The sequence below is a fragment of the Phytoamicus setariae genome (assembly GCF_016722925.1).
GTDB classification, from domain to species: domain Bacteria; phylum Pseudomonadota; class Alphaproteobacteria; order Rhizobiales; family Rhizobiaceae; genus Rhizobium_E; species Rhizobium_E setariae.
On record NZ_JAEQNC010000009.1, the window covers coordinates 1 to 26,724 of the forward strand.

Annotated in this window: 25 protein-coding genes and 2 pseudogenes; 10 read left to right on the plus strand and 17 right to left on the minus strand. The window is 60.3% G+C overall.

Features of this window, described 5'->3' with window-relative positions; translation table 11 throughout:
• Positions 1-207 precede the first annotated feature (207 nt).
• Genes JJB09_RS16345 through JJB09_RS16360 form a run of 4 tightly spaced genes read right to left on the minus strand, consistent with a single transcriptional unit; the run spans position 208 to position 4,632 of the window.
• Positions 208-1,146: a sugar ABC transporter substrate-binding protein gene (locus JJB09_RS16345; RefSeq protein ID WP_201660368.1), complete on the minus strand. Its 939-nt coding sequence runs from the start codon at positions 1,144-1,146 to the stop codon at positions 208-210.
• A gap of 29 nt (positions 1,147-1,175) precedes the next feature.
• On the minus strand, positions 1,176-2,138 hold the full coding sequence (locus tag JJB09_RS16350; RefSeq protein ID WP_201660371.1) for an ABC transporter permease subunit: 963 nt from the start codon (positions 2,136-2,138) through the stop codon (positions 1,176-1,178).
• Positions 2,135-3,136 carry an ABC transporter permease gene (locus JJB09_RS16355; protein ID WP_201660373.1) on the minus strand — a complete coding sequence of 334 codons (1,002 nt, stop codon included), beginning with the start codon at positions 3,134-3,136 and terminating at the stop codon, positions 2,135-2,137. Before JJB09_RS16355 ends, JJB09_RS16350 begins: the two co-directional genes overlap by 4 nt.
• Entirely contained in the window at positions 3,133-4,632 is a 1,500-nt protein-coding gene (locus tag JJB09_RS16360) for a sugar ABC transporter ATP-binding protein (RefSeq protein ID WP_201660376.1), read from the minus strand. Before JJB09_RS16360 ends, JJB09_RS16355 begins: the two co-directional genes overlap by 4 nt.
• Before the next feature lie 417 nt (positions 4,633-5,049).
• On the opposite strand from JJB09_RS16360, the gene JJB09_RS16365 reads away from it, so the two are divergent.
• From JJB09_RS16365 to JJB09_RS16375, 3 genes are all read left to right on the plus strand, one after another.
• Positions 5,050-5,724, plus strand: a complete 675-nt coding sequence (locus JJB09_RS16365; RefSeq protein ID WP_201660379.1) for a GntR family transcriptional regulator — start codon at positions 5,050-5,052, stop codon at positions 5,722-5,724.
• Positions 5,725-5,945: 221 nt separating this feature from the next.
• Positions 5,946-6,692, plus strand: a complete 747-nt coding sequence (locus JJB09_RS16370) for an SDR family NAD(P)-dependent oxidoreductase (protein WP_201660382.1) — start codon at positions 5,946-5,948, stop codon at positions 6,690-6,692.
• Between the two features lie 119 nt (positions 6,693-6,811).
• A complete protein-coding gene (locus JJB09_RS16375) occupies positions 6,812-8,323 on the plus strand; it encodes a UxaA family hydrolase (protein WP_201660385.1) in 1,512 nt (503 codons plus the stop codon).
• Between the two features lie 11 nt (positions 8,324-8,334).
• On the opposite strand, the gene mmsB is transcribed toward JJB09_RS16375, so the two are convergent.
• From mmsB to JJB09_RS16405, 6 genes are all read right to left on the minus strand, one after another.
• The gene (gene mmsB / locus JJB09_RS16380; RefSeq protein ID WP_201660388.1) at positions 8,335-9,225 is read right to left on the minus strand and encodes a 3-hydroxyisobutyrate dehydrogenase; all 891 of its coding nucleotides are present in this window, start codon (positions 9,223-9,225) and stop codon (positions 8,335-8,337) included.
• Between the two features lie 25 nt (positions 9,226-9,250).
• Complete coding sequence (locus JJB09_RS16385) at positions 9,251-10,303, minus strand: enoyl-CoA hydratase/isomerase family protein (RefSeq protein ID WP_201660391.1); 1,053 nt, start codon at positions 10,301-10,303, stop codon at positions 9,251-9,253.
• 10 nt (positions 10,304-10,313) lie between these two features.
• Positions 10,314-11,456, minus strand: coding sequence for an acyl-CoA dehydrogenase family protein (locus JJB09_RS16390; RefSeq protein ID WP_201660393.1), 1,143 nt, complete (start codon positions 11,454-11,456; stop codon positions 10,314-10,316).
• A gap of 152 nt (positions 11,457-11,608) precedes the next feature.
• Positions 11,609-12,778: an aminotransferase gene (locus tag JJB09_RS16395; protein ID WP_201660396.1), complete on the minus strand. Its 1,170-nt coding sequence runs from the start codon at positions 12,776-12,778 to the stop codon at positions 11,609-11,611.
• A gap of 183 nt (positions 12,779-12,961) precedes the next feature.
• Positions 12,962-14,752, minus strand: a complete 1,791-nt coding sequence (locus JJB09_RS16400) for an adenylate/guanylate cyclase domain-containing protein (protein WP_201660936.1) — start codon at positions 14,750-14,752, stop codon at positions 12,962-12,964.
• 314 nt (positions 14,753-15,066) lie between these two features.
• On the minus strand, positions 15,067-15,906 hold the full coding sequence (locus tag JJB09_RS16405) for an alpha/beta hydrolase (RefSeq protein WP_246748757.1): 840 nt from the start codon (positions 15,904-15,906) through the stop codon (positions 15,067-15,069).
• 105 nt (positions 15,907-16,011) lie between these two features.
• Here JJB09_RS16405 and JJB09_RS16410 point away from each other — a divergent pair.
• Positions 16,012-16,243: pseudogene (locus JJB09_RS16410) on the plus strand (hypothetical protein); the annotation flags it as partial.
• 39 nt (positions 16,244-16,282) lie between these two features.
• On the opposite strand, the gene JJB09_RS16415 reads toward JJB09_RS16410, so the two are convergent.
• Positions 16,283-16,810, minus strand: coding sequence for an RES family NAD+ phosphorylase (locus JJB09_RS16415; RefSeq protein ID WP_201660399.1), 528 nt, complete (start codon positions 16,808-16,810; stop codon positions 16,283-16,285).
• Positions 16,807-17,196, minus strand: coding sequence for an antitoxin Xre/MbcA/ParS toxin-binding domain-containing protein (locus JJB09_RS16420; RefSeq protein WP_201660402.1), 390 nt, complete (start codon positions 17,194-17,196; stop codon positions 16,807-16,809). The genes JJB09_RS16415 and JJB09_RS16420 overlap by 4 nt, the downstream gene beginning before the upstream one ends.
• 203 nt (positions 17,197-17,399) lie before the next feature.
• On the opposite strand from JJB09_RS16420, the gene otnI reads away from it, so the two are divergent.
• Positions 17,400-18,167 (plus strand): 2-oxo-tetronate isomerase, encoded by a 768-nt coding sequence (otnI, locus tag JJB09_RS16425; protein WP_201660405.1) that lies wholly within the window; start codon positions 17,400-17,402, stop codon positions 18,165-18,167.
• Positions 18,168-18,200: 33 nt separating this feature from the next.
• Here the strand turns inward: otnI and JJB09_RS16430 are convergent, their stop codons facing one another.
• Genes JJB09_RS16430 through JJB09_RS16445 form a run of 4 tightly spaced genes read right to left on the minus strand, consistent with a single transcriptional unit; the run spans position 18,201 to position 20,707 of the window.
• A complete protein-coding gene (locus JJB09_RS16430; protein WP_201660407.1) occupies positions 18,201-18,872 on the minus strand; it encodes an amino acid ABC transporter permease in 672 nt (223 codons plus the stop codon).
• A gap of 14 nt (positions 18,873-18,886) precedes the next feature.
• Positions 18,887-19,696 carry a transporter substrate-binding domain-containing protein gene (locus JJB09_RS16435; RefSeq protein ID WP_201660410.1) on the minus strand — a complete coding sequence of 270 codons (810 nt, stop codon included), beginning with the start codon at positions 19,694-19,696 and terminating at the stop codon, positions 18,887-18,889.
• Positions 19,697-19,721: 25 nt separating this feature from the next.
• A complete protein-coding gene (locus tag JJB09_RS16440) occupies positions 19,722-20,033 on the minus strand; it encodes a GYD domain-containing protein (RefSeq protein ID WP_201660413.1) in 312 nt (103 codons plus the stop codon).
• The gene (locus JJB09_RS16445; protein WP_201660415.1) at positions 20,033-20,707 is read right to left on the minus strand and encodes a cysteine hydrolase family protein; all 675 of its coding nucleotides are present in this window, start codon (positions 20,705-20,707) and stop codon (positions 20,033-20,035) included. Before JJB09_RS16445 ends, JJB09_RS16440 begins: the two co-directional genes overlap by 1 nt.
• A 110-nt stretch (positions 20,708-20,817) precedes the next feature.
• On the opposite strand from JJB09_RS16445, the gene JJB09_RS16450 reads away from it, so the two are divergent.
• Positions 20,818-21,723 carry a LysR family transcriptional regulator gene (locus tag JJB09_RS16450; protein WP_201660418.1) on the plus strand — a complete coding sequence of 302 codons (906 nt, stop codon included), beginning with the start codon at positions 20,818-20,820 and terminating at the stop codon, positions 21,721-21,723.
• Between the two features lie 24 nt (positions 21,724-21,747).
• On the opposite strand, the pseudogene JJB09_RS26940 reads toward JJB09_RS16450, so the two are convergent.
• Positions 21,748-22,095: pseudogene (locus JJB09_RS26940) on the minus strand (ABC transporter permease); the annotation flags it as partial.
• Between the two features lie 197 nt (positions 22,096-22,292).
• On the opposite strand from JJB09_RS26940, the gene JJB09_RS16460 reads away from it, so the two are divergent.
• From JJB09_RS16460 to JJB09_RS16475, 4 genes are all read left to right on the plus strand, one after another.
• Complete coding sequence (locus JJB09_RS16460) at positions 22,293-23,063, plus strand: glutamine amidotransferase (RefSeq protein WP_201660421.1); 771 nt, start codon at positions 22,293-22,295, stop codon at positions 23,061-23,063.
• 396 nt (positions 23,064-23,459) lie between these two features.
• Complete coding sequence (locus JJB09_RS16465; RefSeq protein ID WP_201660423.1) at positions 23,460-23,897, plus strand: pyridoxamine 5'-phosphate oxidase family protein; 438 nt, start codon at positions 23,460-23,462, stop codon at positions 23,895-23,897.
• A 263-nt stretch (positions 23,898-24,160) separates the two neighbouring features.
• Positions 24,161-25,744 carry an ABC transporter substrate-binding protein gene (locus JJB09_RS16470; RefSeq protein WP_201660426.1) on the plus strand — a complete coding sequence of 528 codons (1,584 nt, stop codon included), beginning with the start codon at positions 24,161-24,163 and terminating at the stop codon, positions 25,742-25,744.
• Between the two features lie 16 nt (positions 25,745-25,760).
• Positions 25,761-26,720, plus strand: a complete 960-nt coding sequence (locus tag JJB09_RS16475; protein ID WP_201660429.1) for an ABC transporter permease — start codon at positions 25,761-25,763, stop codon at positions 26,718-26,720.
• Positions 26,721-26,724: the final 4 nt, after the last annotated feature.

Genomic DNA, 26,724 nt, shown 5'->3' on the forward strand with positions numbered 1-26,724 from the left:
CCATAGAACCTCCGTTCTGTGTCGCGCATAAAATAGCGGTCCAAGCACGGAGGTCTCTCAACTACGATGTAGAACACGTCCAGTCCTCCACCGTAGGTGGAGGTTTACTTACTTCATAAAAAAGGCCCCGGTTCTGAATGAACCGGGGCCTTCTTCATTTTATCCGATGGCCGCATTTGCGGCCACCGCATATTCAGGTCAGGACTATCAGAACGCCGGTTCGACCGACTCGACATTTTCTTTGGTCACGACGGTCAGCGGGATCGGCAGGCGGGCGCCCACGTCTTTACCGCTGAGAATGTCATTCATGGTGTTGATCGCGAGCTTGCCGTCCTCGACCGGCGACTGCACGATCGTCGAGTACATTTCACCCGAACGGATGGATTCGAAAGCATCCTTCTGGCCGTTGATCCCGACGATCGGCGGCGTCGGCTTGCCCGGATTGGCTTCCTTCCATGCGTCGATGAAGCCTCGTGCCATCGTGTCGTCATTGGAGTAGACGCCGGTGATCTTGTCGCCGAAGCGGGTGATCAGATCGCGGCTGGCGACAAGTGCCTTCTGCTGGTCGAAATCGGCGTTGACCGTATCGAGGACCTCGATCTTGCTGCCGGCTTCCTTGAGCCGATCGGTGAAACCGCCGACGCGACCGATCGTGGTGCCATTTCCGGCCTGGCCAGCGATGATGACGACAGCGCCCTCGTTGTTCAGCGCCTTGCTGAGCGAGTCAGCGGCCATCTTGCCCTCTTCGTAGACATCCGGGCCGGTGAACGACTTGATAAACGCATTTGCCTGCTCGGCCATCGGCGAATTGATCAGGATCGACGGGATATTGGCCTGCTTGGCGCGGGCAAGGCCCGGAATATAGGCCTGCGGATCGAGCGGCCATAAGATGATGCCATCGACGCGGCGAGCAATGCAGGTGTTAAGCTGGTCGGTGCCAGTCTGGGCGTCGAAATTCTGGCTGAGGCTCAGAATGGTGATGCCGAGTTCAGCAGCGCGCGCTTCAAGCGCCTTGTTGGCCGGTGTCGCATAAGCATGTGAGTCCGCAGCCGTGACGTAGCAAACAGTCTTTGCCGACGCCATTCCCGCGGTCACCACACAGGTCAGCGCTACGGCCGCCAGAAGCTTCTTGGTATGTGCAATCATTGTCGTCCTCCGTTTATGATTGATATCGGTTATCGGGATGCCGGCACTTCCGGACCTGTGAGCGGCCGGGTTCTGATCGTTCGATCAAGCACGACCAAAAGCATTAGAATGCAGCCTGCAACAATCTGCTGGATGTAGGCGGGTACAGACTGGAACTCCATCGCGGTCGTCAGCGAGGCGATGGTCAGGATTCCGCCCAGCGTGCCAAGCGCCGAGCCGCGCCCGCCTTCGATGCGGGTTCCACCGACCACGACAGCGGCGATGACCATGACGGTGAGGTCGCTGCCGAAGACAGGCGAACCGGTGTTCATGGTCAACGCCTGCAGCACGCCCGCGACACCCGCAAGGGTGCTTGCGAAGACGAAGCCCGAGAAGAAGATTCGGTTCGAATTGATGCCGCTTGCCTCTGCGGCCATGGCGCTCGAGCCGACCGCAAACAGGTTGCGGCCCGGCACCGTGTAAACCAACCAGAAATGCAGCAGAATTATCGCGACCAGAAACAGCGCGCTGCGCAGTGTGAAGATTTCCAGATAGATCTCGCTGATCGCCAGCGAGAACATCATGTCGATACCACTGACCGGCTGGCTTTCGGTGATCCAGTGGGCGATCGAGCGAAAGGCGAGCATCGAGGCAAGCGTCGCCACCAGCGAGTTGATGCCGAGCCGCACCACCAGCCAGCCATTGATCATCCCGGCCGCCGCACCTGTCAGAACTCCGACCAAGGCGGCCAGACCGATGCCCAGCGTCGGCTGCAGGATGATCGAGACGATGCCTGAAACCGCAAACACCGCACCGCCGGAAAGGTCGATCTGACCAGAGATCAGCAACACCGTCAGACCGATGGCAATGAGCCCCATGGTCGCGGCGCGATCCAGTCCCAGCCCAAGCGTGACGAGGCTGAAGAAACCCGGAACAAGGATCGAAGCAAGCAACAGCGTGGCAAGCAGGATGAAGCCGACGCGATAGCGCAGGGCAAATGAAAGAGCGTTCACGAGACTACTCCCCGCCGGCGCAATGCCAGGTCGCTTGCGACCGCGCCTGCGATCAGAATTCCCAAAGCCAGACCCTGCACGGGCGTACGCACCCCCTGCAGCACCATCACATTCGTCAGCAACTGCACGAAGATCAGTCCGGCGATTGCCCGCGGCACGCTGCCGAAGCCACCGATAATCGAGACGCCGCCGACCACGACGGCAGTGATGGCACTGAATTCATATCCGGTGCCGACCATCGGCCGCGCCGCCTGCAGCGTCAGCCCGAGAAGCCCGCCACTGATGCCGGACGCAATGCCGGTAAACACGAAAGCACCAGCTTTTACCGCCCGCACGGGAACCGCGCTGGCTTCAGCAGCCGAATAGTTTCCGCCGGTCGCAGTCGTCCAGCGGCCCCAGAAGGTGCGCGACAGGATGAGGTGACCGATGATGGCAACGACTATGAAGATGATCACCACCATGGGGATGCCGAACAGCCGTGACTTGACGAAATCACCGGAGCTTGCGTCGGCGCCATAGACGATCACGCCGCCAACCAGAGCCTGCACGATGCCGAGGATGATCGTGCCCATGCCGAGCGTGACGATGATGGCGTTGACGCGGGCATAACCGATCAGCAGACCGTTGATGAGACCGGTCGCACCGGCAACCAGCACGGCCACCGCAAAGGCTCCGCCCGTTCCGAATGTCGGTTGCAGGGCAAGCGACAGAATGGCGCCGCAGGCAATCGTCGCCGGAACAGACAGATCTGCCAGGCCGCCGACAACAAGTACATAGGTCATCGCCACCACGACGATCCCGACGATCGACATCGAAGTCAGCACGTTCAGAAAATTGCCAGTCGTCAGAAAGACCGGGCTACTGAGCGCGCCGAAGACCATGACCGCGACAATGATGAACGGCAGGCCGCCGCGCGCAAATATTTCGAGGGTGCGGTTTGCACGCGAAAAGCGGTCCGCAGGCTCGGGCTGCCGGGCAACCTCCGAAACGATTGTCATTGGACGCCCTCCCCGGTTGCGAGTGCCATTATCTTTTCTTCCGAAAGCTCGTCGCGCATCAGCGGCTTGGCGGCATTGCCCTCATGCATAACCACCACGCGGTCGCAGACGGCCAGCACCTCGGGCAGCTCCGAAGAAATCATCAGAACGGCAATTCCTTCTGCGACCAGTTCACCGACGATGGCGTGGATGTCCGATTTCGCCCCGACATCGACGCCGCGCGTGGGTTCGTCGAGGATCAGCAGCGCGGGCTTGGCCGCAAGCCATTTTGCCAGCACGGCCTTTTGCTGGTTGCCCCCCGAAAGCGTTGAAATACGCCGCTCCGGGTCCGGCGGGACAATCGAGAAGCGCTTGGCATAATGCTTTGCGAGTTGCTTCTCGTCGGAATCCTTGATCCAGCCCATACGCGTCAGGGAGCGGATGATCGGCAGGCCGATATTTTCCCGCACCGACATGCCCGGCACAATTCCGTCGCCCTTGCGATCCTCCGGGACATAGGCGATGCCCGCCCGCATGGCATCAGCGGGCGATTTTGGCGCAACTGTCTGGCCGCGCATCCTGATCGTGCCCGCCGTGCGCTTGGAAAGGCCGAAGATGGCGCGCGCGACCTCCGTGCGGCCGGCCCCGACAAGGCCCGTCAGCCCGACAATTTCACCGGCCCGGACATCGAAGCTGACCCCGGCAAAGTGCTCGCCGTCGCTGAGATTTTCCACCTCAAGTACCGGAGAGCCGATGACGGCCTCAGCCTTGGGGAACAGGTCGCTCACGTCGCGCCCGACCATCAGCCGGATCATGTCAGCGGCAGTGATGCCCGCGACAGGCCGGGTTTCGATCATCGCCCCATCGCGCAGTACTGTCACCTCATCGGCAATATCGAGCACTTCGCGCAGCCGGTGGCTGATATAGATAATGGCGATTCCGGCATCGCGCATCTTGCGCAGCACTCCGAACAGGATGCCGGCTTCATGCTCGCTGAGACTGGAGGTCGGTTCATCGAGCACGATAATGCGCGGCGCCGCCGCATAGGCCTTGGCGATTTCAACCAACTGCTGCTGGCTGATCGTCAGGTCACCCAGCCGACAGTTCGGGTCGATGACGGTGCCGAGTTCTTTGAGGACGCGGGCGGCGTTTCGCACCATTTCGCCCCGATCAAGCATACCGCGTCTGGTCGGCATGCGGCCAAGGAAGACATTTTCGGCAACCGTCAGATCCGGCACCAGGTTGAGTTCCTGGTGCACCATGCGAATGCCCAGCTTCTGGCCATCGGCGGGATTGTGCATGCGAACTTCAGCGCCGTCGATCTCGATCGACCCGGCCGTGGGCTGATAGGTGCCACTGAGGATTTTCATCAGCGTCGATTTTCCGGCGCCGTTTTCGCCCACGATCGCATGGACCGTGCCGAAACGAACCGTCAGGCTGACGCCCGACAGCGCCCGCACGCCTGGAAACTGCTTGCTGATATCGCGCATTCGGAGAGCGGGACGGCTAGACGTCATCTTTGCGCCCCAAACCGTAACGCGACGCCCGCCGGCAAGGGACAACGAACAAGGAACGAGACAGCCATGCGGCACCCCGTCACCTGGGGGACAACGAGCACTTCATCGAAATCGTCGGCGCAGGGACTGCAAATGCCGACTACCGCTTCATATCGTTTCATTTTTGCCCTTGGATTGAAAAACCATGCAATACACCCCTGAGATCGGGGCGTCCGCCGAACAAGCTGATCCCTCCCGGATCGGCGACGAAAATTGATTACACTAGTATAATAGCACCCGCAAGATACCTTTTTCACCCACACGGATGAACACCAAACTTCCGCAAATGTCAGCGAATGTGGCGCCTGACCGTTGACATCCTAGTATAATTATGATGCTGCTGAGTGCATATCATCAGCCACAGCAGCCTGGGAAGAGATGACTCTGGAAACACCCAACCTCAACCGCACATTTCCACTCCGGGACCAGATTTATCAATATATCCGGGGACTTATCGTCAGCGGCCAGATGCGACCGGGCGAGGCGATCAACGAGGTAGCGATCGCCGAACAGCTCGGCGTCTCCAGGACGCCCGTGCGGGAAGCGGTCAAGCGGATCAGCGACGAAGGCCTCGTCAATGTCTTCGCACAGAACGGCACCTTCGTCGCCCCGATCAGCCTGAAGGAACTCGAAGAAGCTTATGTCATCCGCAGCGCGCTGGAGATGGAAAGCGCCAAGCGCGCCGCAACCAAGATAACGACCGCTCATATCGAGGCCCTGGAAGACAATATCGCCGCGCACGAGTTGGCCATTTCCCGCCAGAAGTTTGCGGAAGCCATTCGCCTGGATGATGTTTTTCATAAAACAATCGCTGAAATCAATGACTTCCAGATGCTGTGGCGCGCCGTCGACATCTCCAAGGCGCAGATGGACCGTGGTCGCTACCTGTCCATCCCGAAGCCCGGCTATGGCGACGTCACCATCCAGCAGCACCGGCAAATCCTGAAGGCATTGCAACGCCACGATGGGGCAGCTGCCGCCAGCGCCATGCGCGATCACCTAAATACGTCGCTGCGTAATGCGCTGGAAGTTGCAGCAGTCACCATGGACTAGCCGCTGCTGGCCAATCGCCGCATATGGCATTGGAAATCGCAATTCATGCTTCATTTTTGAGGGGCTGCAAAATCAGCGGTGGTATCTTGATCGGTCAGTTACACTAATATAACAGTGGCGCAACACCCAGCTTCGGCAACCGGCCCGAGCCTGGATTGCGCCGCCGCAAATGAATTTCGTGGCTAGAGGCTATTACAGGAACGAATGAGGAGAGTTTCAGCATGAACAGGATTGATCTCGACGGCCAGCATGCCGTGGTCACAGGCGGGGCGCAGGGCCTCGGCTTTGCCATGGCCAAGCGGTTCGTCGCCTCGGGCGCGACAGTGACACTCTGGGACATGGACGAAGCATTGCTCGCAACCGCCAAGGAAGTGCTGGGGACGGCCGCGACAACGGTGGTCGTCGACATTTCCGATTGGGGTCAGGTCGACGCCGCTCAAAAGAAGACAGAGGAACTCGCGAGCCCTGCCTCGATTCTCGTCAATTCGGCCGGTATCGCCGGTGCTGCCGCGCCGCTCGACACCTATGATATCGACATGTGGAAGAAAATCATCGACATCAACGTCAACGGCACCTTCTACGTCAATCGCGCACTGGTGCCGGGCATGAAGGAACGCAATTACGGCCGGATCGTCAACATCGCCTCGGTCGCCGGCAAGGAAGGCAATCCCAACGCCGCCGCCTATTCGGCCTCCAAGGCAGCCGTGATGGGCTTGACGAAATCGCTCGGCAAGGAACTGGCGGGCTACGACATCGCCGTCAACTGTATCACCCCGGCAACCGCCCAGACCCGGATTCTCGAGCAGCTGACCCCCGAGTTTATCGATTACATGCGCAACAAGATCCCGCGTGGCCGGTTCCTCGAAGTCGAGGAAGCCGCATCCATGGTCGCCTGGCTGGTGTCCAAGGAAAACAGCTTCACCACCGCTGCCACCTTCGACCTCTCCGGCGGGCGCACAACCTACTAAAGCGGGCAGGGTCGCCGGTCGCATGACCAGCGGCCCGCCAAGGCGGCGCAATGCCGGAAATACGGTTGCCGCTGCCTTATGTCGGCGGTTCATATCCATCCAGTTTACGAATAGGCATCATGGCTCGCTTCATCAAGCTTACGGCATCCGACAACATCGTGCTTGCCGTCGATCCCTTCAATCCCGGCGATCAGGCCGAATCCGTGACTGCAAAGGTTCGCATTCCGCGCGGCCACAAGATGGCAATCCGCAGCATCGGCGAGAACGAGCCTATCGTGAAATACGGCCAGGTGATCGGCTTTGCCCGCCAGCCGATCGAGCCCGGCGACTGGGTGCACGAGCACAACGTCTATGTGCACGAATTCGAACGCGATTACGTGTTCGGCGACCAGCTGAAGCAAACGCCCGCCATCACCGACAGCGACCGGCTGACATTTCAAGGCTTCCGGCGCGCCGACGGCAGGTACGGCACCCGCAACTATATCGCTGTGCTGACCTCGGTAAACTGTTCGGCCAGTGCCGCCCGCTTCATTGCCGAGCAGGTCAACCAGTCGGGCATTCTCAAGCAATTCCCCAATATCGACGGCGTGATCTCGCTCGTGCACGGCACAGGTTGCGGGCTCGATGTCGATGGCGCGGCCTACGATCTTCTCAAGAAGACCCAATGGGGATTTGCCACCAATCCGAATGTCGGCGGCGTGCTAATGGTCGGCCTGGGCTGCGAAGTCTTCCAGATCCCCCGCTGGATGAAATCCTATGGCGTCGAGGAAAGCACCATCTTCCGCACCCTGACCATCCAGGAAGCCGGCGGCACCCGCAAGACTGTCGAGGCCGGCGTCGAGGCGATCAAGGCGATGTTGCCCGACGTCAATGCCGCCACCCGGACGCAGGCACCGGCATCCGAACTGATGCTCGCTTTGCAATGCGGCGGCTCGGACGGCTATTCCGGCATCACCGCCAATCCGGCGCTCGGGGCGGCTGTCGATCTGCTGGTTGCGCAGGGCGGCACCGCCATCCTGTCGGAAACGCCGGAGATCTACGGTGCCGAACACCTACTCACCCGCCGCGCCGAAACCCGCGCCGTCGGCGAAAAGCTGGTGGAGCGCATCCGCTGGTGGGAGGATTACACCGCCCGCCACAATATGGAGATGAACAACAACCCCTCCCCCGGCAACAAACTGGGCGGCCTGACGACGATTCTGGAAAAATCGCTCGGCGCATCGGCCAAGGGCGGCTCGACCAATCTTCGGGCGGTCTATGAATATGCCGATCCGGTGACCGAGCGCGGCCTCGTCTTCATGGACACGCCGGGCTACGATCCGGTTTCGGCCACTGGCCAGGTTGCCGGCGGCGCCAATATTCTCTGTTTCACCACGGGCCGGGGCTCGGCCTTCGGCTGCAAGCCCGCCCCTTCGATCAAGCTCGCATCCAACACCCACATTTTCGAGCAGATGCGCGAAGACATGGACATCAACTGCGGCGATGTTCTCGATGGCGTGTCGCTGGAGGCCAAGGGGCGCGAGATCCTCGAATCGATCCTGCGCGTCGCCTCCGGCGAGCAGACACGGTCGGAAGCACTGGGCTATGGGGATAACGAGTTCGTGCCCTGGAGCATCGGCGCGACGATGTGATGCGCCGTGCGCTAGGGTTTCGCAGCCTGACCGCGGATAAAATTGATGATGGCGGAGAAATCCTCACCGCCGTGTCCTTCGTTTGCAAAAAGGCCATAAAGCTGGGTGGCAAGCGCCCCTAGCGGCGTTGCCGCACCGGCTGCCATCGACGCTTCCTGCGACAGCCGCAGGTCCTTGAGCATCAACGCTGCGGCAAAACCGGGCTTGTAGCCGTTGTTGGCGGGCGACGTCGGCACGGGACCGGGCACCGGGCAATAGGTGTTGAGCGACCAGCACTGGCCCGAGGATGTCGAGGCGACATCGAACAGCGCCTGATGTGAAAGCCCGAGTTTTTCCGCCAGCACGAAGGCTTCGCAGACCCCGGCCATGCTGATGCCGAGGATCATGTTGTTGCAGACCTTAGCCATCTGGCCTGTGCCGGCGTCGCCGCAATGGATGATGCGCTTGCCCATCTGCGCCAGAATCGGCTCGGCCTTTGCGAAAGCTTGCGAGGTGCCGCCGACCATGAAGGTCAGCGTACCGGCCGCCGCTCCGCCGGTGCCACCGGAGACCGGCGCATCGACAGAGATCCAGCCATGTTCGGCCGCGATCGCATGCGCTCTGTTGGCGCTCGCCACATCGATGGTCGAGCTGTCGATCATCAAAGTGCCTGAGGGAACGAGCTTTCCAAGCTCCGTCCAGACCGAAACCACATGGGTGCCGGCGGGCAGCATGGTGATGACGACATCGGCGCCGCCTATCGCCTCATCCAGCCGCGCCGCCTCGACGACCCCGGTGGCGGCAGCCGCCTTGCGCGACGCCTCCGACAGATCGAAGCCTTTGACCGTGTGACCCGCCTTGACAAGATTGGCCGCCATCGGCCCACCCATATTGCCGAGCCCGATGAATGCAATGGTGGCCATGACATTTCCTCCCGATGAGAGCCGGTCAATAGAGCGGCCGCGGATGGCTGGTGAAATAGGCATCGATATAGGCATCGGCTTCGGCAAGCGTGGCTGGCCGCCAATGTGGATTGCGGTCCTTGTCGATGACGGCAGCCCGTACGCCCTCGTAGAAATCGTGGCTCGTCAACACGGCCGGTGTCGCGGCAAATTCACGTGCGAGACACTCTTCGAGCGTCGCGCTCGCCCTGCCGAGCAGCAGCATTTTAAGCGTCACCTTCAGGGAAACCGGCGACTTCGTCAGCAACAACGCGCGCGTTGCAGCGGCGAAAGTCGATCCATAGGCCTCCAGCGCCGCGAGAATCTCCTCAATCGTTGCGTGGGAAAAGGCCCGCTCGATCGTATCCGTCATTTCGCCCGTAGCGCCCAGGGGCTGCTGTTCGCTAAAACGATCGATAGCCGCGTCCACCGCTTCGACGGCACTGCCCGCAGGTAGTTGCGAGAGCTGTTGCAACAATTCTTCCAGCCTGTCGTGGTTCACATTCCAATCCGCCAACCCGGCAGCGATCGCGTCCGCCGCCCCGATCTGCGTGCCGGTCAAGCCGAGATAGGTTCCCCATTCGCTGCCGGGGCGCGACAGCAACCAGCTTGCGCCGACATCGGGGAAAAAGCCGATGCCTGTCTCCGGCATCGCCAGCCGCGTCCTGTCGGTGACGACACGATGGCTGGCATGGGAGGAAAGGCCGACACCGCCGCCCATGACGATCCCGTCCATGATGGCGACATAGGGTTTCGGAAACCACGCGATGCGGGCATTCAGCCGGTATTCTTCGCGCCAGAACTGCTCGGCGAGCATCGAGCCCTCTTTGCCGCTCTGGTGAATGGCGCGGATATCGCCGCCGGCGCACAGTCCGCGCTCACCCTCCCCCGTCAACACAACGACGGCGATCTCAGGATCTGCAGCGAAAGCATCGAGCGCCGCATCGATGTCACGCACCATGGCCAATGTCAGGCTGTTGAGTGCTTTCGGCCGGTTGAGGCGGATATGGCCAGAGGATCCCGAGCGGGAGATGAGAATTTCGGGTTCGCCATGGGCCATGGAATGCCTTTCACTGTCCGCCGACGATCGATCGCGCAATGATCAGGCGCATGATCTCGTTGGTGCCTTCGAGAATCTGGTGGACACGGAGGTCGCGCACGATCTTTTCGATGCCGTATTCACCGAGATAACCGTAGCCGCCGAACAATTGGAGCGCGTCGTTGGCGACGGCGAAACTCACATCCGTGACGTGTTTCTTGGCCATGGCGCAGAGCCGCGTCGCTTCCGGCGACTGGTCGTCCAGTGCCTTGGCTGCGCGCATCAGGAAGGTGCGCGCCACTTCGAGGTCGGTGGCCATATCGGCCAGCCGGAACTGCAGCGCCTGAAAATCGATGATCGCATGGCCGAAGGCCTTGCGGTCCCGCATGTAGACGACCGCCTTGTCGAACGCCGATTGCGCCCCGCCCAGAGCGGCGGCGGCAATGTTCAGGCGCCCGCCATCGAGCCCGGCCATGGCAAACCTGAACCCCTCTCCCTCCGCGCCGAGACGATTTGCGGCCGGAACACGGACTGCCCCCATGACGACCGATCGCGTCGGCTGGGCGTTCCAGCCCATCTTCTTCTCATTGGCCCCGAATGAGAGACCGGGAGCATCCCTCTCTACGATGAAAGCGGAAATGCCTTTCGGCCCCTCCCCACCAGTGCGCGCCATCACCAGATAGACATCCGTGGCACCCGCACCCGAAATGAACTGCTTCTGGCCGTCGAGCACGTAGTGGTCGCCTTCGCGAACGGCGCGGGTTCTCAGCGCCGCCGCATCCGAGCCGCTTCCCGGCTCGGTGAGGCAATAGCTGGCAAGTGTCTGCATGCCGATGAGGCGCGGAAGCCAGTGTGCCCGCTGGTCGTCGTTGCCGTAACGGTCGATCATGCCCACGACCATGTTGTGGATCGACACATAGGAGGCGATGCACGGACATGCCGTCGCCAGCGCCTCAATGATCAGCGCCGCTTCCAGTCTGCCAAGTGCGGAGCCGCCGAACTCTTCTCCGGCATAGATGCCGCCCATACCAAGCGCGCCAGCTTTCCGCAGGGTTTCCACCGGAAAGTGCTTGTTCTGGTCCCACTCGATGGCAAATGGCGCCATCTCCTGGGCTGCAAAGCCTGCGGCCATCCCGACAATTGCGCGTTGCTCTTCGGTGAGGTCGAAATCCATGCATTCCTCCGATGCAGTGATATCCTACGTCAGACTCCAGATTGCGTGAATTCGCGTCACCGCGATACCGGCCATCTGCGGGCATCATTATAGGGGATTGCGCAACAATAGTCCTTCACCATCGGAGGGCGGCACGCATTTACGCCACGACACTAAAGCGTGAAATTGGCCAGCCGGGCCTCGAGCAAGCGGATCGTTGGCGCATCCGCATTGGCGAATGCAAAGCGCAGGTAGCTCTCCTGACCCTCGCCGAAATACACACCCGGCAGGCAGACGATGCCGGCCTCGCGCGCCAGCTTCTCTGCCACCACTTCCGAACGAACGCCTTCGAACGGGTGTTTGATATAGGCAAAGTAAGCGCCGAGCGCCTGCAGGCCCCAATGCGGCAGCCGGCTCATCACATCCCGGAGCGCATCGGCGCGGCCGGCAATTTCGGCACGGTTGGCGATGCGCCAGTCGCGGAGTGCCGGGATTGCCTTGGCGACCGCTGCCTGAGGCGCGCGCGGTGCGCAGATCTGCAGGTTATCCATGATCTTGGCGACCTGATCGACCATTTCAGCGCCTGCGGTAATCGCCCCGAGTCGGTGACCGGGAATGCAATAGGATTTCGAAAAACTGTAGGTCAGGGCGAGATTGTCTTCCCAGCCGGGGATAGAAAGAAGATCATGCGGCGCCCCGGCATCGGCGGCCAGAAAATCGCGATAGGTCTCGTCGAGGATCAGCCACGTGCCGTTCTGCCGACAGAGCATGAAGATCTCCCGGAGCAATCCCGATGGATAGACCGCGCCGGTCGGATTGTTCGGGGTGACCAGCACTAGCGCCTTGACGCCGGACACCAGCGCCGCCCGGACCGTTTCCAAGTTCGGAAGGAACGAGTTCTGCGGGTCACAGGCAATCAGCGTCGACTTGATGCCGAGCATCGCGAGCGTGGTTTCCTGATTGAAGTAATAGGGATTGGTCATCGCCACCGTATCACCATAACCGGTAACCGCCATCGCCACGCACATGAAGGCCTGGTTTGCGCCGGAGGTGATGTGGATGTTGTCAGCCGCCACCGGTGCGGCATAAACCTCCGTCATATGCTGGGCATAGGCAACGCGCAACACATCCTCGCCTTCGATGGCGCCATAGCTGGTGTAATCCCTTGAGCCGGCCATTTCAGAAAGCCAGTTGAGCATATGCGGGTGCGGCGGATAGCCCGGCACAGCCTGGCTCAGGTCGATCAATTGCCCTCTCGAACCGTCATAGGCTTTTGCCCAGGCAAGCACGGACGGAATGGGCGGAGGAGACAGCCGGGCGATGAGCGGATTGAAGGCGGGCATGCGAATAGTCCTCCGTAGTTTGATCAGGACGCTTTGACCGATGCAGCAGGCGTCGTCAATCTGCCTTTCGCCACCAAAAGCGGCTTTTATCCGGAGCGCACAGGGACAGGAGGGCGTTTGCCGCAGCCAGCCACCACCCAGGACACGCTCGACACGGCACGAAGGCTTCACGCCATGATACATTTACCCCGAGATGCCCGCCTTGCTAAGCCCATCGGTCAGTCGGTCAACATCGGCCTTGTTGCGAAACGGGAGCCGCCCGACGTGCTCGGCAAATGAATATTTTGGATTGATCCCCATCAGCTCGCGCCAGACGCGGGCCGCTTCCTCGGCCTCGCCCAATTGGCCGAGCGCGACGGCAAGAAAGGCGCGAGAGAGATCGGTCTCCGGGTTGAGCTGGATACGCTCCTTGAACAGTGCCGCGGCGGCTTCGAATTTGCCGGCGACTAGATAGGCCGTGCCAAGAAAGTGGATAAATTGGTGCTTGTACAGGGGATCGAGCCGGATGGCTTGCTCGATATGGGGGACGGCGGCGAGAGGCTGGCCGGCATAGATGTTGACGATTCCGCGCGCGTTGTGCGCCTGAGCGAAGTTTGGATTGAGGTCCAGCGCCGTGTCCGATTCAACCGCAGATCGGTCGAGGTCCTTTTTCCACAAATAGAACACCGAGGCGACGTAATGAACGAAGGCAACCTGAGGACTCTTCTGCAAGGCCAAGTTGACATGGCGCTCGGCCTTTTCGAGCGACTGGCTCCAGTCATCGGTCCAGTGGAACTGCCAGTTCAGAATCTGGGCCATCGCGAGGCCGGCAAAAGGCTCGCCATAGCTCGGATCTTCGGCAATCGCTTTCTCAAAGAGGTCAATCGAGCGCCCGAACGCCTCGCGGTTCCTGATCGTCCCCCACAGCAGCTCGCGCCCAAGCAGGAAGAAGTCGTGCGCCCTGCTGTTGGTCGTTTCGACGGCATCGAGCCTCGCGGCTTCGCTGGGGCTCAGTTTGATCTTCAGGGCGTCAACGATCCGCTGGGTGACCTCGTCCTGGACCGCGAAGATGTCGCTCAGTTCGCGATCAAAGCGTTCGGCCCAAAGGTGTCCGCCGGTTTCCGCGTCAATTAACTGGGCAGTGATCCGTACTCGGCCACCCGCGCGGCGGATGCTCCCTTCGAGCACCGAGCGAACGCCGAGCTCACGGGCCACCACACGGATGTCGACCGCCCTGCCCTTATAGGCGAAGCTCGAATTGCGCGCGATCACCAGCAGGCCGCCGATCTTGGAGAGGTCGGTGATCACGTCCTCGGTTATCCCGTCAGCAAAGTACTCCTGCTCAGGATCGCCGCCTATGTTCTGGAATGCCAACACGGCGATCGAAGGCCTGTCGGGCGGCGAGAGTCCCGCTGGAGCCTTTTCCGGCGCAGCGGGCTTAGTTGGCGTCGCGGACTTCACTTCGGCAGGGACGCCAACCTCAAGCGAATAGACCCGGATCGGTTGCTCTATGTTCTTGAGCTGAACCTCGCCGAGATCGTTGACCGCCAGGTCGAGCCTCGCTCTGACCTGGCGAAATGCATCTTCGGACAGACAGATCGCGCCCGGCTGCGCGATTCCTTCCAATCGTGCGGCGATGTTGACGCCGTCGCCCATCAGATCACCGTCGCTCTCTTCGACGACGTCGCCGAGATGGATGCCGATGCGGAAGACGATGCGCCGGTCCTCCGGCACGCCCGCATTGCGCTCGACCATCGCGTTCTGCACTTCTATTGCGCAGCGCACGGCATCGACCACGCTGTGGAACTCGATGAGACTTCCGTCCCCGGTACGCTTGACGATGCGCCCATGATGCACGGCAATAGTCGGATCGATCAGATCGCTGCGCAGCGCCCTAAGTCGCGCCAGAATGCGATCCTCGTCCGCGCCCGCGAGCCGGCTATAGCCGACGATATCCGCGACCAGGATGGCCGCAATCTTTCGCGTTTCCGGCATGGGCGTGGCCTCAAACGCAAAGAAGAATAGCACAATTGTGGAGAGGTTGCGCAATAATCGAGAGAGATTGAGTTGAGGGGCCGTAGCCAAGCGGGCGGCTTCAAACCAACTTGACCCCTCGTCTGCCTGCCATCTTTAGCTGAGAAAAGCTCCACGAAAATATCTTCGGCAAATAGTGCCGCTTGCAACGTCCTCCCGCGAGTGGGTTCAGCGCTCCAAAGTGGTTCCGATCCCACATTTCGGCAAAGGGCTGGGGTTTCGGGCGCCCCTTTCCGATTCAATAGTTATCGATGGGCAGCAAACGGCGCGAGCGGTCAGCTTCTGGCGATGGTCTCCGCCACGAGACTGGCGAGGACGGTTTGCGGGTTGCCCATCTCGCTGATGATGCTCATGTGGTTAAGACCGGGCAGGACAAAACGGCGCGCTCGCGTGCCGCGTGCGGCACGCAGGGTGGCATAGTCCTCCGCCTGCTTGTGAAACGGTTCCGTCTCGTCTTCGCCAACCACAAGCGTCGCCTTGATATCCTCCACCGGTTGCGCATCATAAGGCGACCAGCGATCGACCTCCTGCTGCGTCAAACCGATCTCGGCTTGCAGAAAGCTCTTGGTCAGCGGCTCCAACTGGTAGAGGCCGCTGACGAGCAGCAGCGACCGGACAGGCGTTTTCAGCGGCGCGGTTTCGTGCGGGCCACGCGCGCCGAGATAGGAGGCGAGATGGGCGCCAGCCGAATGGCCCGACGCCGATAGCCGTGATGGGTCGCCACCATGGCCGGCGATATTGCCCGAGACCCAGTCTGCTGCGCGCCGCACCTGCTTGACGATATGCGCCATGCGCACTTTCGGCATCAGCGAATACTCGATCACCACCGCAATCGCGCCACCGGCACAAATGCTTTCGGCCACGAAGGCATAATCCTCCTTGCGGTTGGCGCGCCAATAGCCCCCATGGATGAAGATGTGCACCGGCATGGGTTTACCGTCGCTCGCAGGGAAGAAGATATCCAGGCGTTCGTCCCCGTCGGCACCATAGGCAATATCGAGGACATGGCGCTTCGACGCACGGGTCGCATCGCTCATTATCCCGTAGCGTTCGACAATGGCGTCGAAATCGGCGACGTGTTGACGGGTCTTGAATGGATCATGGATTTCGCTCAAACGGCCGTTCCTTCCTCGCGGAGATAGTTTTCAAGCGTGAGGCGGACGCACTCGCTTCCAACACCATCGCGGATCGGTGCGCTTTGCGCAATACCGGTCGGCGGCGCGCTCGGCCCGGACAAAATCCTCGGTGTGGGTCTCAGGGTCTTCTACCGAGGTTTCCGGACCGGAGGTCCTTGGCGAGCGCGTAGTCGCAGCCGCCACGGCTGGTGCAGATGGCGTCAACTTCTACAATTACGGCCTGATACCGGCCAAACGGCTCGACTGGGTGCGTAGCGCCATCGATGGCCTCGGTCGGGTAACAAACGTCTACCCCCGAAGCGACCACGGCGCTTGATGTCGAGATGGATCAGATCACCAGGCTGACAAATCTGCATCATTCTGGTTCACGCCAGGACAACTGGTCCTTTGGCAGCCGGCCGCTGGGATCGATCACGTTCACCCGATGCGGCAACGATTCGCCCCATTTCCATAGAACCAGGTTGCGGTCATCCGGCTCCGCGCCGGGCGCGAAACTGGGCACGACAATACCGGCGACATCCCGCGCACGCAGCCGGTCATGAATCCCCCAGGACTGGGGTCGCTTGCCCTCGGCCAGCGCCAATGCCCATCCGCAGGCAAGTTCATCGAGCGTGACGGCATATTCGTCTCGCCCCTGCTCCGTCGTCAGATCGGCGATATCATCGCAATCGACCTCATAGGAGCACAGCACACAGGGATCGATGCGGTGGGCAAAGCCCTGATTGGCCTCCTTGACCGCCGTCATGATGCTGAGGCCGAGATAAAGAGCAGGCACGCCCTTCGGATTGAAGCGTGCACCGCGAATGGCAGCACCATCGCCGGAAATCGGCTTGAACGACCATCGCGGATCATGCGCCCGGTAACAGGTACCGACGAACCTCAAGCAAAGCCCCCAAGCGCCATATGATCGAGATAATCACGCACGGCCCCTGCCTTGCCTTCCTTGACGAGCGCTTCGGCGGTCCGCCCGGCAAATGCCGGCATCGGCTGGGCGCGATACCAGGCCATCGCCTGTTCCTTGCCACCAGCCCATTCGGCGACCCTGCCGATGATCTCGAGCATTTCGCGCAACCGGCTCTGGGTTTTTATGGTTCCGCTCCGCGCCGTTCGATACAGTGTCTCGCGCGCCAGCCCGGCGGTATCGGCAAGCTGCCCCTTGGACATGCCGAAGTCGTTTGCCACCTGCTCAACGGCAATCTGGCCGCCTCGGTCCATGAACGACAGGACCAGCGGTTCATCATGTGCAGATACTTTGCGCGCCTGGACCATATAATCACCTTGCCATATTCAGCATCGTATTTATATGGCAGAATATATAGCAAATACCGCTAGATTTCAAGTTCCGTGTTTTGGTGTCGCCTCGACGAGGGAGCAATCTCGCCCGAAAATATCCCGGGCATTGCAGCCGGCCGGATGTCGCTCTAGGAAATCATGCGAGCGCTGTCTTGATTTGCATCGAAAGGACCCAGGACTTGCCCAGATTTGCTGCAAACCTCACCATGATGTTCAACGAGGTGCCGTTTTCGCAGCGTTTCAAGGCTGCCGCCGATGCTGGGTTTGGAGCCGTGGAATTTCTGTTTCCCTATGACCATCCCGCCGAATCCGTCGCCGAATGGCTGCAGGTAGCCGGGGTGCGGCCGGCGTTGTTCAACATGCCGCCCGGCGATTGGGCGGCCGGCGATCGTGGATACGCGGCGCTGCCCGGCAGGCAGGAAGACTTCCGGCATACCGTCAACAAAGCGATCGACTACGCCCGTATCATCGGAACGCCGTTTCTGCACATGATGGCAGGTATTGCCGATGGCACCGATGCGGCCGCCAAGAGGACCTACCGCGACTCGCTGAAATTCGCCGCCGACGCCACCGCTGAGATCGGCGTCGGGCTGGTGATCGAGCCGTTAAACAAGCGCGACATGCCCGGTTATTTCCTCGACGATTTTGACCGCGCAGCCGACATCATCGCCGAACTCGATCATCCGAACCTGAAACTGCAGTTCGATATCTATCACCGGCAGATCATGCATGGCGACGTGCTGAAGGGGCTGGAGAAGATGATGCCGATCATCGGCCATATCCAGACGGCATCGGTGCCCAAACGCAACGAGCCGGGCACCGGCGAACTCAACGATGCCAGGATTTTCCAAGTGCTCGATGAGCTGGGCTATGGTGGCTATGTGGGCTGCGAATACCGGCCAACAGGCGATACCGTCGCCGGACTTGGCTGGATGCAGGCCATCTGAACGTCTCGCCCGCCGCAGAGGCGGGCGAAACACTCATCTCAGCCGCTTCTGCACGAAGGACTGGACCAGCATGAAAATCGAGACGATGGCAAGGTAATAGACCAGCGCCGCGCAATACCATTCGACAAACCGGAACGAGGCGGCAATAGCGTCGTTGACGACGGCCATGATTTCCCGCAGCGAGATTACATAGGCCAGCGAAGTCACCTTCAGCAGGTTTATGAACTCATTGACCAGCGGCGGAAGCGCAATGCGCAACGCCTGGGGCAGAATGACCAGACGGAACGCCTGAAAACGTGTCAGACCGAGCGCATAGGCGGCTTCGCCCTGCCCCTGGCCGATTGCCCGCAGGGCACCCTTCATGATCTCCGCCATATAGGCAACGGTGACCAGCGTAAATGAAATGCAGGCCGCCACGAAGGGTGTAAACCAGCTCACCTTCAGGAGGATCGGCAACACCTGCGGCGAACCGTTCCACACCAGCAGCAGCACCAGAATGAGTGGTGCCGCCCTGAAAACCCAGACATAGACCTGAGCAGCGATGTTCCGGCCCCGCTTGCGCGAATTCAGGCAAAGCGCAAGCGGCAGGCACCCGAAGAAGGACAGGACAAAGACGATCAGGGACAGGATCAGTGCGACCCCCGCACCCTTCAGCATGGCAGGTGCGAGAAGCGCTGTCAGAAATAGCCCCAGATCGAAGGACATCTATCCGACCTGCCTCAGGAGTCGTGGTCGACGTCGAAGACATCGGCCGACAAACCATACTTGTCGGCCAGAGTGCCGAAGAAGCCCTCCGCCTTGAGCTGCTTCAACGCGCCGCGAATGGCAGCCAGATCTTCCGGATTGCGGCGGATGTAGATGCCGTAGGTAAAGTCCGACTTCCAGGTGTAGGCGACCCTCAGCTGATCCTTGGCGTCGGCCACGCGATAGGCGCCTTCGGCTTCTTCCGTCAGCGTTGCATCAGCGCGGCCGACCATGACCTGCTGATAAGCGGCCTGCTGTGCCGGATAATCCTGGACGATGATCGGGGCCTTTCCAGCGGCTTCGAAATCCTTGTTGAGCGGATTGACGCGATCTTCCTTGTAGTAGGCACCGGCTTCGAGTGCGAGCGTCTTGCCGCTGAGCATTTCCGGCCCCGTCAACTCGGTGTTGTCAGCTTTCGTGACCATCACGGTCGCAGACTTCATGTAGCGCGCACCGTCATAGCTCTTGCGGCGCTCTTCATTGATGTAAATGCCGCTGACGATCAGGCTGCAGCGACCCGATCCGAGGGTTGGCAGCAATCCGGCAAAGTCAGTTACCGTGTAGGTGGTCTTTGCCCCCCAGCTCTTGGCCAGCGCTTCGGCAATCTCGATATCGATACCGATCGGCACCGTATCGCCAGGGCTCTTCTTGAATGTCAGCGGTGGAAACGCCGCTGTCGTGCAGATGTTGAGCGTACCTTCCGAAATGAACCCCGGTTCGGCAGCTGAGGCGGTTGTCGCCGCAAGAGCGAGGACAGCCGCTGACATTGTAAGCTTGAAAGACACGATGTTCCCCTTTGTTTTGATTGTCTTACTTTATGCGTCCGACGATATCGCCATAGGTCTGGGTGTCGAAAGCCGGCAGGATCAGAGGCTCGACATGGCCGTCCCGCCGCGCCGTCAGCACGTATTGCATCATCGCTTCGTTGCTCGGCATCTCGAACACCTGAACAAAGTCGTAGATGCCCATGACGGCATAGAAGGATATCGAGCGGCCACCGAGTGCGGCGACCCGATCTTCGCTTGTCTTGCGCCGGCTGGCGCTGTCCGAAAGCTCTGCGAGCCCCTTTGCGGTCAGACGCATCAGGGAAATATAGCGCTGGGGGCCTTTTTCACTCTCCATCAGGCAGCTCTTCCGGAAAGCTTGGCCAGGCCTTCAAGGACAGCAGCAGTATCCGCAAGAGTGCCGAAAACGCCGCCCTCGACCGTCACCATATGCAGGGCCGCTTCATGGGCATATTGATCGCCGCTTGCGCATGCGTCGGTGATCGTCAGGCACTGGAAATTCCGGTCGCAGGCCTCACGCAATGTCGTGTGCACGCAGACGTCCGTCGTGCAGCCGGTAAACAGCAGGTGGGTAATGCCCTGCGCGCGCAGCACGTGCTCGAAATCCGTATAGGTAAACGCACTGTTGCAGGTCTTGTCGACGATAATATCGTCGGGCAGAACCTCGATTTCCGGCACGATTTCAAAGCCGGGGCTGGAACGAAGAAGAGCGTCGGTTCCTTCAAGCCCGTTCCGCTTGCGGCGCCATTTCTCGTAGGGCGTCATATCAGCCAGATCCGCCCTGTAGCCCTGACGAGTATGAATGATGCGGATACCGGCAGCGCGCGACGCGTCGATAAGCTTATTGACTGCGGGAAGGATGGCGCGCAACGGCGATGGGTCGTAGCCTTGCCGTGCGAAGTAACCCGTCTCGGAAAGGAAATCCTGCTGCAGGTCGATCACAATCAGGGCTGTCGCCTTGGGATCGAGGTTGCCATCATATGGATAATTGAACGGTATTGCCTTGATCATTTTTGCCTCCTGTCGGAATCCTGCATACCATCGTCAACCGTTAGTAAAAATCGATTTATTTCGAACAGAATCGTTCTATAAAACTCAACGATTGCCATGGAAAAGATCTCATGCCACGGTTTGCGATGTATCTCCAATACCTGCCAGCCTTCGAGGCGGCCTCACGCCTCGGCAGCGTCAGGGCAGCGGCGGAGGAACTGAATCTCAGCCCAAGTGCCATCTCACTGCAATTGAAGAAACTGAGCGACACGACCGGCATCGCGCTGTTCGAGAGGTCAGGAAGGAACCTGGCGCTCACACAGGCGGGCCGGGATTTCTCGCAAGCCGTTGCCTTGACGCTCAGCCAACTGGATCTTGCCGCGCGCGGGGCACGCGAACAGGATCCCGACCGGCAAGCGAAATCGCTGACGATTTCAGTGCCGACGGCGCTCGGCATCGCCTGGCTGAGCAGCGTCGTGGTGGAGTTTGCCGAAAGCCGCAATATCACCAACCTGACGATCAACGAGGCGATCGCCCATTCCGCAGTCGATTGGGAGGCCAACGACATGGCGGTCGTCTATGACAATCCGCCTTTCCCCGGAAAGCACTGGCAGTTGCTGAGCGAGGTGCGGCTGCAGGCGGTCTGCTCGCCTATCCTGTTTCCCCGGCTCGACCTGCAGCACCGCGACAGGAAGCTGAATGGCATTGCCGTGCTTCATGAGGATGAGGGTGACGAATGGAAGAAATGGGCACGCGCCTGCCGGGTCAGCCTTCAGGGCAGCCCCCATGTGCGGGTGGATTCGGTCGCGCAGGCTGTCGCCTCTGCCGTGCAGGGCCGGGGAATAGCGCTCGTCTCAGACGTGCTGACCCGCAATTATCTCAGCGAAGGCAGGCTCATCCAGCCATTCTCCACCTCCATCAATGCCGCCGCAGCCTACTATATCGTCTGCGCGGCCGAGCGCGCCGAAGACCCCCTGCTCCTGTCGCTGGCAGACCGCATCCTTGAATCGCTCAAGCCGGCGAGAAGCGGAACATAGTGCATCGGACGCTCTAGATTCTCGCCTCGACTTGAGCCAGCGGTCGAAAGCCACGGCAAGGATCAGGATCAGGCCGATAACCACGGACTGGGTGTAGGAGGACACATTGTTGAACTGCAATCCGTCCTGCAGGACCCCAATCAGTGCCGCTCCGACGACGGTGCCGCCGAACAGCGAAGTGCCACCGATCACCACGGCCGAGATGACCGTCAACTCGTAGCCGAGCCCCGCCACCGCCTCCGCCGAATTGAGCCGGGCGGCAAGCACGAAGGCGGCAAGGCCGGAAAGACGCGCGGCCTCCGCATTGCCGCCCACGGCATAGACTGCGCGCTTGCCGCGCCGACGGCCTTGATGTCGATGAATTGCGATAGCGCCGCCGCCGTCTTTTTAGGATGCAATCACCGGCTTAAGTCACTTTACTATAATTCATACCGCTTGCATGGTTCGGAAGATTGCCGCATTCGTCCGTTGACCGGTCGAGAGCCATCCAATTCCAGATCGACACCTTGTCGGTCATCAACCATCGTTCAACGCCACAGCAGTGGCGGAATTCAAATCGGGGAGTCTTCATGTCCAAATACAAGGTGCTCTTGGCGGGCGAATCCTGGGTGTCTACGTCCACCCACATCAAGGGCTTCGACCAGTTTGCCACCGCGACCTACCACACTGGCGCCGACGAACTGCTCGCCGCGCTGAAGGGCGGTCCCCTGGATGTCCGGTTCATGCCGTCGCATGAGGCACAGGCCCAGTTCCCGCAGTCGCTCGAAGCCATGCAGGAATATGACGCGATCGTTCTGTCGGATATCGGCGCCAACACGCTGCTGCTGCATCCCGACACCTGGCTCAAGTCGAAGCCGACGCCAAACCGCTTGCGCCTGCTGCGCGACTATGTGCGCGAAGGCGGCGCTCTGCTGATGTATGGCGGCTACTACAGCTTCCAGGGCATCAATGGCGGCGCGCGCTATCACAAGACGCCGATCGAGGAAATTCTTCCGGTTTCCTGCCTGCCGGTCGACGACCGCGTCGAAGTGCCGGAGAGCTTCAGGCCTGTTGTTTCCGGCCGCGCCGACCATCCGATTCTCGCCGGCATCGGCACGGAATGGCCCGCACTGCTCGGCTTCAACGAAGTCGTGGTCAAGGACGGCGCCGATGTGCTCGCCACCGTGTCGACGGATTACGGTTCGTTGCCGTTGCTGGTTGCCGGCACCTATGGCAAGGGTCGCACCGTCGTCTGGACATCGGATGTCGGTCCACATTGGCTGCCCAACGAGTTCATCGCCTGGAACGGCTACAAGGCTCTGTTCGAACAGCAGATTCTTTGGGCTATCGGCAAGGATTGATCGGGCCAGCAGGCAACGGAAGTTGGGGTGACAGATGGAAAAGCGGGTGAAGGAAGCCGGGATCAAGGCTGAAAGCATCCAGATGCAGCCGAGATCATCGGGCAGACGAACGACAATGTCGCTCGCTCCATCGAATTGCTGGAACAGGCGGGTGCCAAAGGCGCCCGTCTGGACTGCATTTCGTCGCCGGCATCTCCGAACAAACCCGGCTGGCACTGAGCCACGAAACCAAATCACGTTTCAATAGTTCCTTACTCTAGTACCCACACTGGTCTGGTTTGACCCTGATCAATGGCAAGAAAGACGGGTACATTAAGCTGCGCCAAGTAACACCCGACGCGGCAACGACCTGACAGCGAAGATGCGTTTCGCGCCGCCAAGATGGAGGAACCGCATATGATCATCCGCGAGATGCGACATTCCGATTGCACAGCGCTGCTCTCAGAGAGCCGATTGGCGCGGCTTGCCTGCTGCCGAGACAATATTCCCTATGTGGTGCCCATCTATTTCCACTATGTGAGCAATCGCATCGTCAGCTTCTCCATGCCCGGCCAGAAAATTGAATGGATGCGTGCAAACTCGCATGTCTGCCTTGAAATCGAGCACTTCATCGACAAACGCAGGTGGAAATGCCTGCTGGTCAACGGCCTGTTCGAAGAGCTGACTGGAGATGACCAGCGTGAGAGCGCCTGGACAGCATTGCAGACAGACAACGATTGGTGGGAACCCGGTTCGCTCAAGCCGGGCCCTCAGGTCGTCACCAGCGATAGAAGCCACATCTTCTATGCGGTTAACATCGAGAGCATGTCCGGGCGTGAAGCCATTGACGAATAAGCTATGATAGCGGTTCAATACCGCCATATGCTCTGCGCCGACCGAATTGGCTTCGATAGTCAACGGCTTTCTTGAGCCACGGCCTTCAAATCTCAGCCGAAGCCCAGATCATCTTATGATCTGACACAACACCTTTTCGGTATTGCAACAGCGAATGGCGTAGATAGGATCGCCCCTTGAGGCTGGGGATAACACTATCCGCGATCAGGGCAATGGAGCTGAAACTCCATTACATGGTCTAGCCTAAAAACAAGGGGAACCAAATGACCGACGAACTTTCCTATCTCAGCCGCCGCGTCGCATCGGGTAAGCTCAGCCGCCGCGATTTTCTGGGCCGCGCAGCGGCGCTGGGCGCGAGCACAGTCTTCGCCAACGGCCTTCTTGCCACTGCCGTGCGGGCGGAAGGCCCCGTCAAGGGCGGCATCCTGAAGGCCGGCATGCAGGGCGGCTCGGCAACCGACAGCCTTGATCCCGCGACTTGGCAGAGCCAGGTTCCCTATGGCTTCGGCCGCCAATGGGCCGAACAGCTCGTGCAGGTCGACGGCAACGGCGTAGCCCAGCCGGCACTTGCCGAGGAATGGGGTGCATCGAAGGACGCCAAGGTCTGGACGTTCAAGATCCGCAAGGGCGTGCAATTCCACAACGGCAAGGATCTGACCCCGGCCGACGTGCTCGCCACCATGGAGCGCCATTCGGACGAGAAGTCAAAATCCGGCGCCCTCGGCCTGATGCAGGGCATCGACAAGCTCTCGATCGATGGTCAGAACATCGTCATCAGCCTGAAGGAAGCCAATGCCGATCTGCCCTTCCTGCTTGACGATTACCACCTGATGATCCAGCCGAATGGCGGCAAGGATAACCCGACGGCAGGTATCGGCACTGGCCCCTATAAGGTCGCCGAAAACAATGTCGGTGTCCGTCTCGTCGGCGAGAAATTCGCCAACTACTGGCGCGATGATCGCGGCCATGCCGACCAGATCGAAATGATCGTCATCAACGACGCCACAGCCCGCATGTCGGCACTGCAGGGTGGCCAGGTGCACATGGTCAACCGCGTCGAACCGAAGATCGTCGATCTGATCAAGCGCGTACCGGGCATCACGATCCAGAACATCGCCGGCAAGGGACACTACGTTTTCATCTCCCATTGCAACACTGCCCCCTTCGACAACAACGACCTCAGGCTCGCTCTGAAATATGCCATCGACCGTGAAGAGATGGTCCAGAAAATCCTGATGGGCTATGGCTCGGTCGGCAACGACACGCCGATCAACAAGTCCTACCCGCTGTTCAGCGAAATGGAGCAGCGTACATTCGATCCGGAAAAGGCTGCCTTCCACTACAAGAAGTCGGGCCATTCGGGGTCGGTTCTGTTCCGCACCTCCGACGTCGCCTTCCCGGGCGCTATCGACGCTGCCCAACTCTTCCAGCAGAGCGCTGCCAAGGCCGGCATCACCGTCGAGATCAAGCGCGAACCTGGCGATGGTTACTGGTCGGAAGTCTGGAACAAGCAGCCGTTCTCCGCATCCTATTGGGGCGGCCGCCCGACCCAAGACCAGATGTACTCGACGGCCTACTACTCCAAGGCCGACTGGAACGACACGCGCTTCTTCAACGAAAAGTTCGACAAGATGCTGATTACGGCCCGCGCCGAACTCGATACGGACAAGCGCAAGAAGCTCTATGCCGACATGGGCACGATCGTCCGCGATGAGGGCGGCGTCATCGCTCCGATGTTCAACGACTTCATCGACGCTACCGGCCCGCAGGTCGGTGGTTGGGTGTCGGACTACAACGGGGAACAGATGAGCGGCTACGCGCTATCAAAATGCTGGCTGACGGCTTGAGCCCGGTTCTGAGCTCATGCCCATACCCATCCTGAAACTTCTCGCCCAGCGCATCGCGCTGGGCATCCTCCTGCTGTTCGCAGTGTCCGTGCTGATCTTTGCCGGCACACAGATCCTGCCAGGTGACGTAGCACAATCGATCCTGGGGCAATCGGCAACGCCGGTGGCGCTTGCCAACCTGCGTGAATCGCTCGGCCTCAACGACCCGGCCTATGTCAGGTATTTCAGGTGGCTCTGGGGCATCCTGCACGGTGACCTCGGCACATCGCTGACCAGCCAGTTGGACATCGCCAGCTCGATCAAGGAGCGATTGTGGAATACGTTGTTCCTGGCCTTCTGGGCCGCGGCCGTTTCCATTCCGCTTGCCGTGATTCTCGGACTGACCGCCGTGCGCTACCGCAACGGCCCGGTCGACAAACTGATCTCGGGCCTCGCGCTTGCCTCGACCTCGGTGCCGGAATTCTTCATCGGCTATCTGCTGGTTTATTTCCTCGCGGTAAAATTCCAGATTTTCCCGGGCATTTCGACAGTCTATGACGGCATGCCCTTCCTCGAGAAGATGAAGGCGATTGCGCTGCCGGCCACAGCGTTGACGCTGGTGGTGCTGGCTCACATGATGCGCATGACGCGTGCCGCGATCCTCAACGTCATGCAATCGGCCTATATCGAAACCGCCGAACTCAAGGGCCTGACAGCGTTCGAGGTCATCCGCAAACATGCCCTGCCGAATGCCATCGCGCCGATCATCAATGTCGTCATGCTCAACCTTGCCTTCCTCGTGGTCGGCGTCGTGGTGGTCGAGGTGATCTTCGTCTATCCCGGCATGGGCCAGTATCTCGTCGACCACGTCGCCAAGCGCGATGTACCGGTGGTCCAGGCTGTCGGGCTGATCTTCGCGGCGGTCTACATTCTCCTAAACATGGTGGCAGACGTGGCAGCGATCCTTGCCAATCCTCGCCTCAGGCATCCGAAGTGAGGGC

Coding starts and splice junctions, on each gene's coding strand:
- JJB09_RS16345 (WP_201660368.1), bottom strand. CDS start 1,146: ATGATTGCACATACCAAGAAGCTTCTGGCGGCCGTAGCGCTGACCTGT.
- JJB09_RS16355 (WP_201660373.1), bottom strand. CDS start 3,136: ATGACAATCGTTTCGGAGGTTGCCCGGCAGCCCGAGCCTGCGGACCGC.
- JJB09_RS16360 (WP_201660376.1), bottom strand. CDS start 4,632: ATGACGTCTAGCCGTCCCGCTCTCCGAATGCGCGATATCAGCAAGCAG.
- JJB09_RS16365 (WP_201660379.1), top strand. CDS start 5,050: ATGACTCTGGAAACACCCAACCTCAACCGCACATTTCCACTCCGGGAC.
- JJB09_RS16370 (WP_201660382.1), top strand. CDS start 5,946: ATGAACAGGATTGATCTCGACGGCCAGCATGCCGTGGTCACAGGCGGG.
- JJB09_RS16375 (WP_201660385.1), top strand. CDS start 6,812: ATGGCTCGCTTCATCAAGCTTACGGCATCCGACAACATCGTGCTTGCC.
- mmsB (WP_201660388.1), bottom strand. CDS start 9,225: ATGGCCACCATTGCATTCATCGGGCTCGGCAATATGGGTGGGCCGATG.
- JJB09_RS16385 (WP_201660391.1), bottom strand. CDS start 10,303: ATGGCCCATGGCGAACCCGAAATTCTCATCTCCCGCTCGGGATCCTCT.
- JJB09_RS16390 (WP_201660393.1), bottom strand. CDS start 11,456: ATGGATTTCGACCTCACCGAAGAGCAACGCGCAATTGTCGGGATGGCC.
- JJB09_RS16395 (WP_201660396.1), bottom strand. CDS start 12,778: ATGCCCGCCTTCAATCCGCTCATCGCCCGGCTGTCTCCTCCGCCCATT.
- JJB09_RS16400 (WP_201660936.1), bottom strand. CDS start 14,752: ATGCCGGAAACGCGAAAGATTGCGGCCATCCTGGTCGCGGATATCGTC.
- JJB09_RS16420 (WP_201660402.1), bottom strand. CDS start 17,196: ATGGTCCAGGCGCGCAAAGTATCTGCACATGATGAACCGCTGGTCCTG.
- JJB09_RS16430 (WP_201660407.1), bottom strand. CDS start 18,872: ATGTCCTTCGATCTGGGGCTATTTCTGACAGCGCTTCTCGCACCTGCC.
- JJB09_RS16440 (WP_201660413.1), bottom strand. CDS start 20,033: ATGGAGAGTGAAAAAGGCCCCCAGCGCTATATTTCCCTGATGCGTCTG.
- JJB09_RS16445 (WP_201660415.1), bottom strand. CDS start 20,707: ATGATCAAGGCAATACCGTTCAATTATCCATATGATGGCAACCTCGAT.
- JJB09_RS16450 (WP_201660418.1), top strand. CDS start 20,818: ATGCCACGGTTTGCGATGTATCTCCAATACCTGCCAGCCTTCGAGGCG.
- JJB09_RS16460 (WP_201660421.1), top strand. CDS start 22,293: ATGTCCAAATACAAGGTGCTCTTGGCGGGCGAATCCTGGGTGTCTACG.
- JJB09_RS16465 (WP_201660423.1), top strand. CDS start 23,460: ATGATCATCCGCGAGATGCGACATTCCGATTGCACAGCGCTGCTCTCA.
- JJB09_RS16470 (WP_201660426.1), top strand. CDS start 24,161: ATGACCGACGAACTTTCCTATCTCAGCCGCCGCGTCGCATCGGGTAAG.
- JJB09_RS16475 (WP_201660429.1), top strand. CDS start 25,761: ATGCCCATACCCATCCTGAAACTTCTCGCCCAGCGCATCGCGCTGGGC.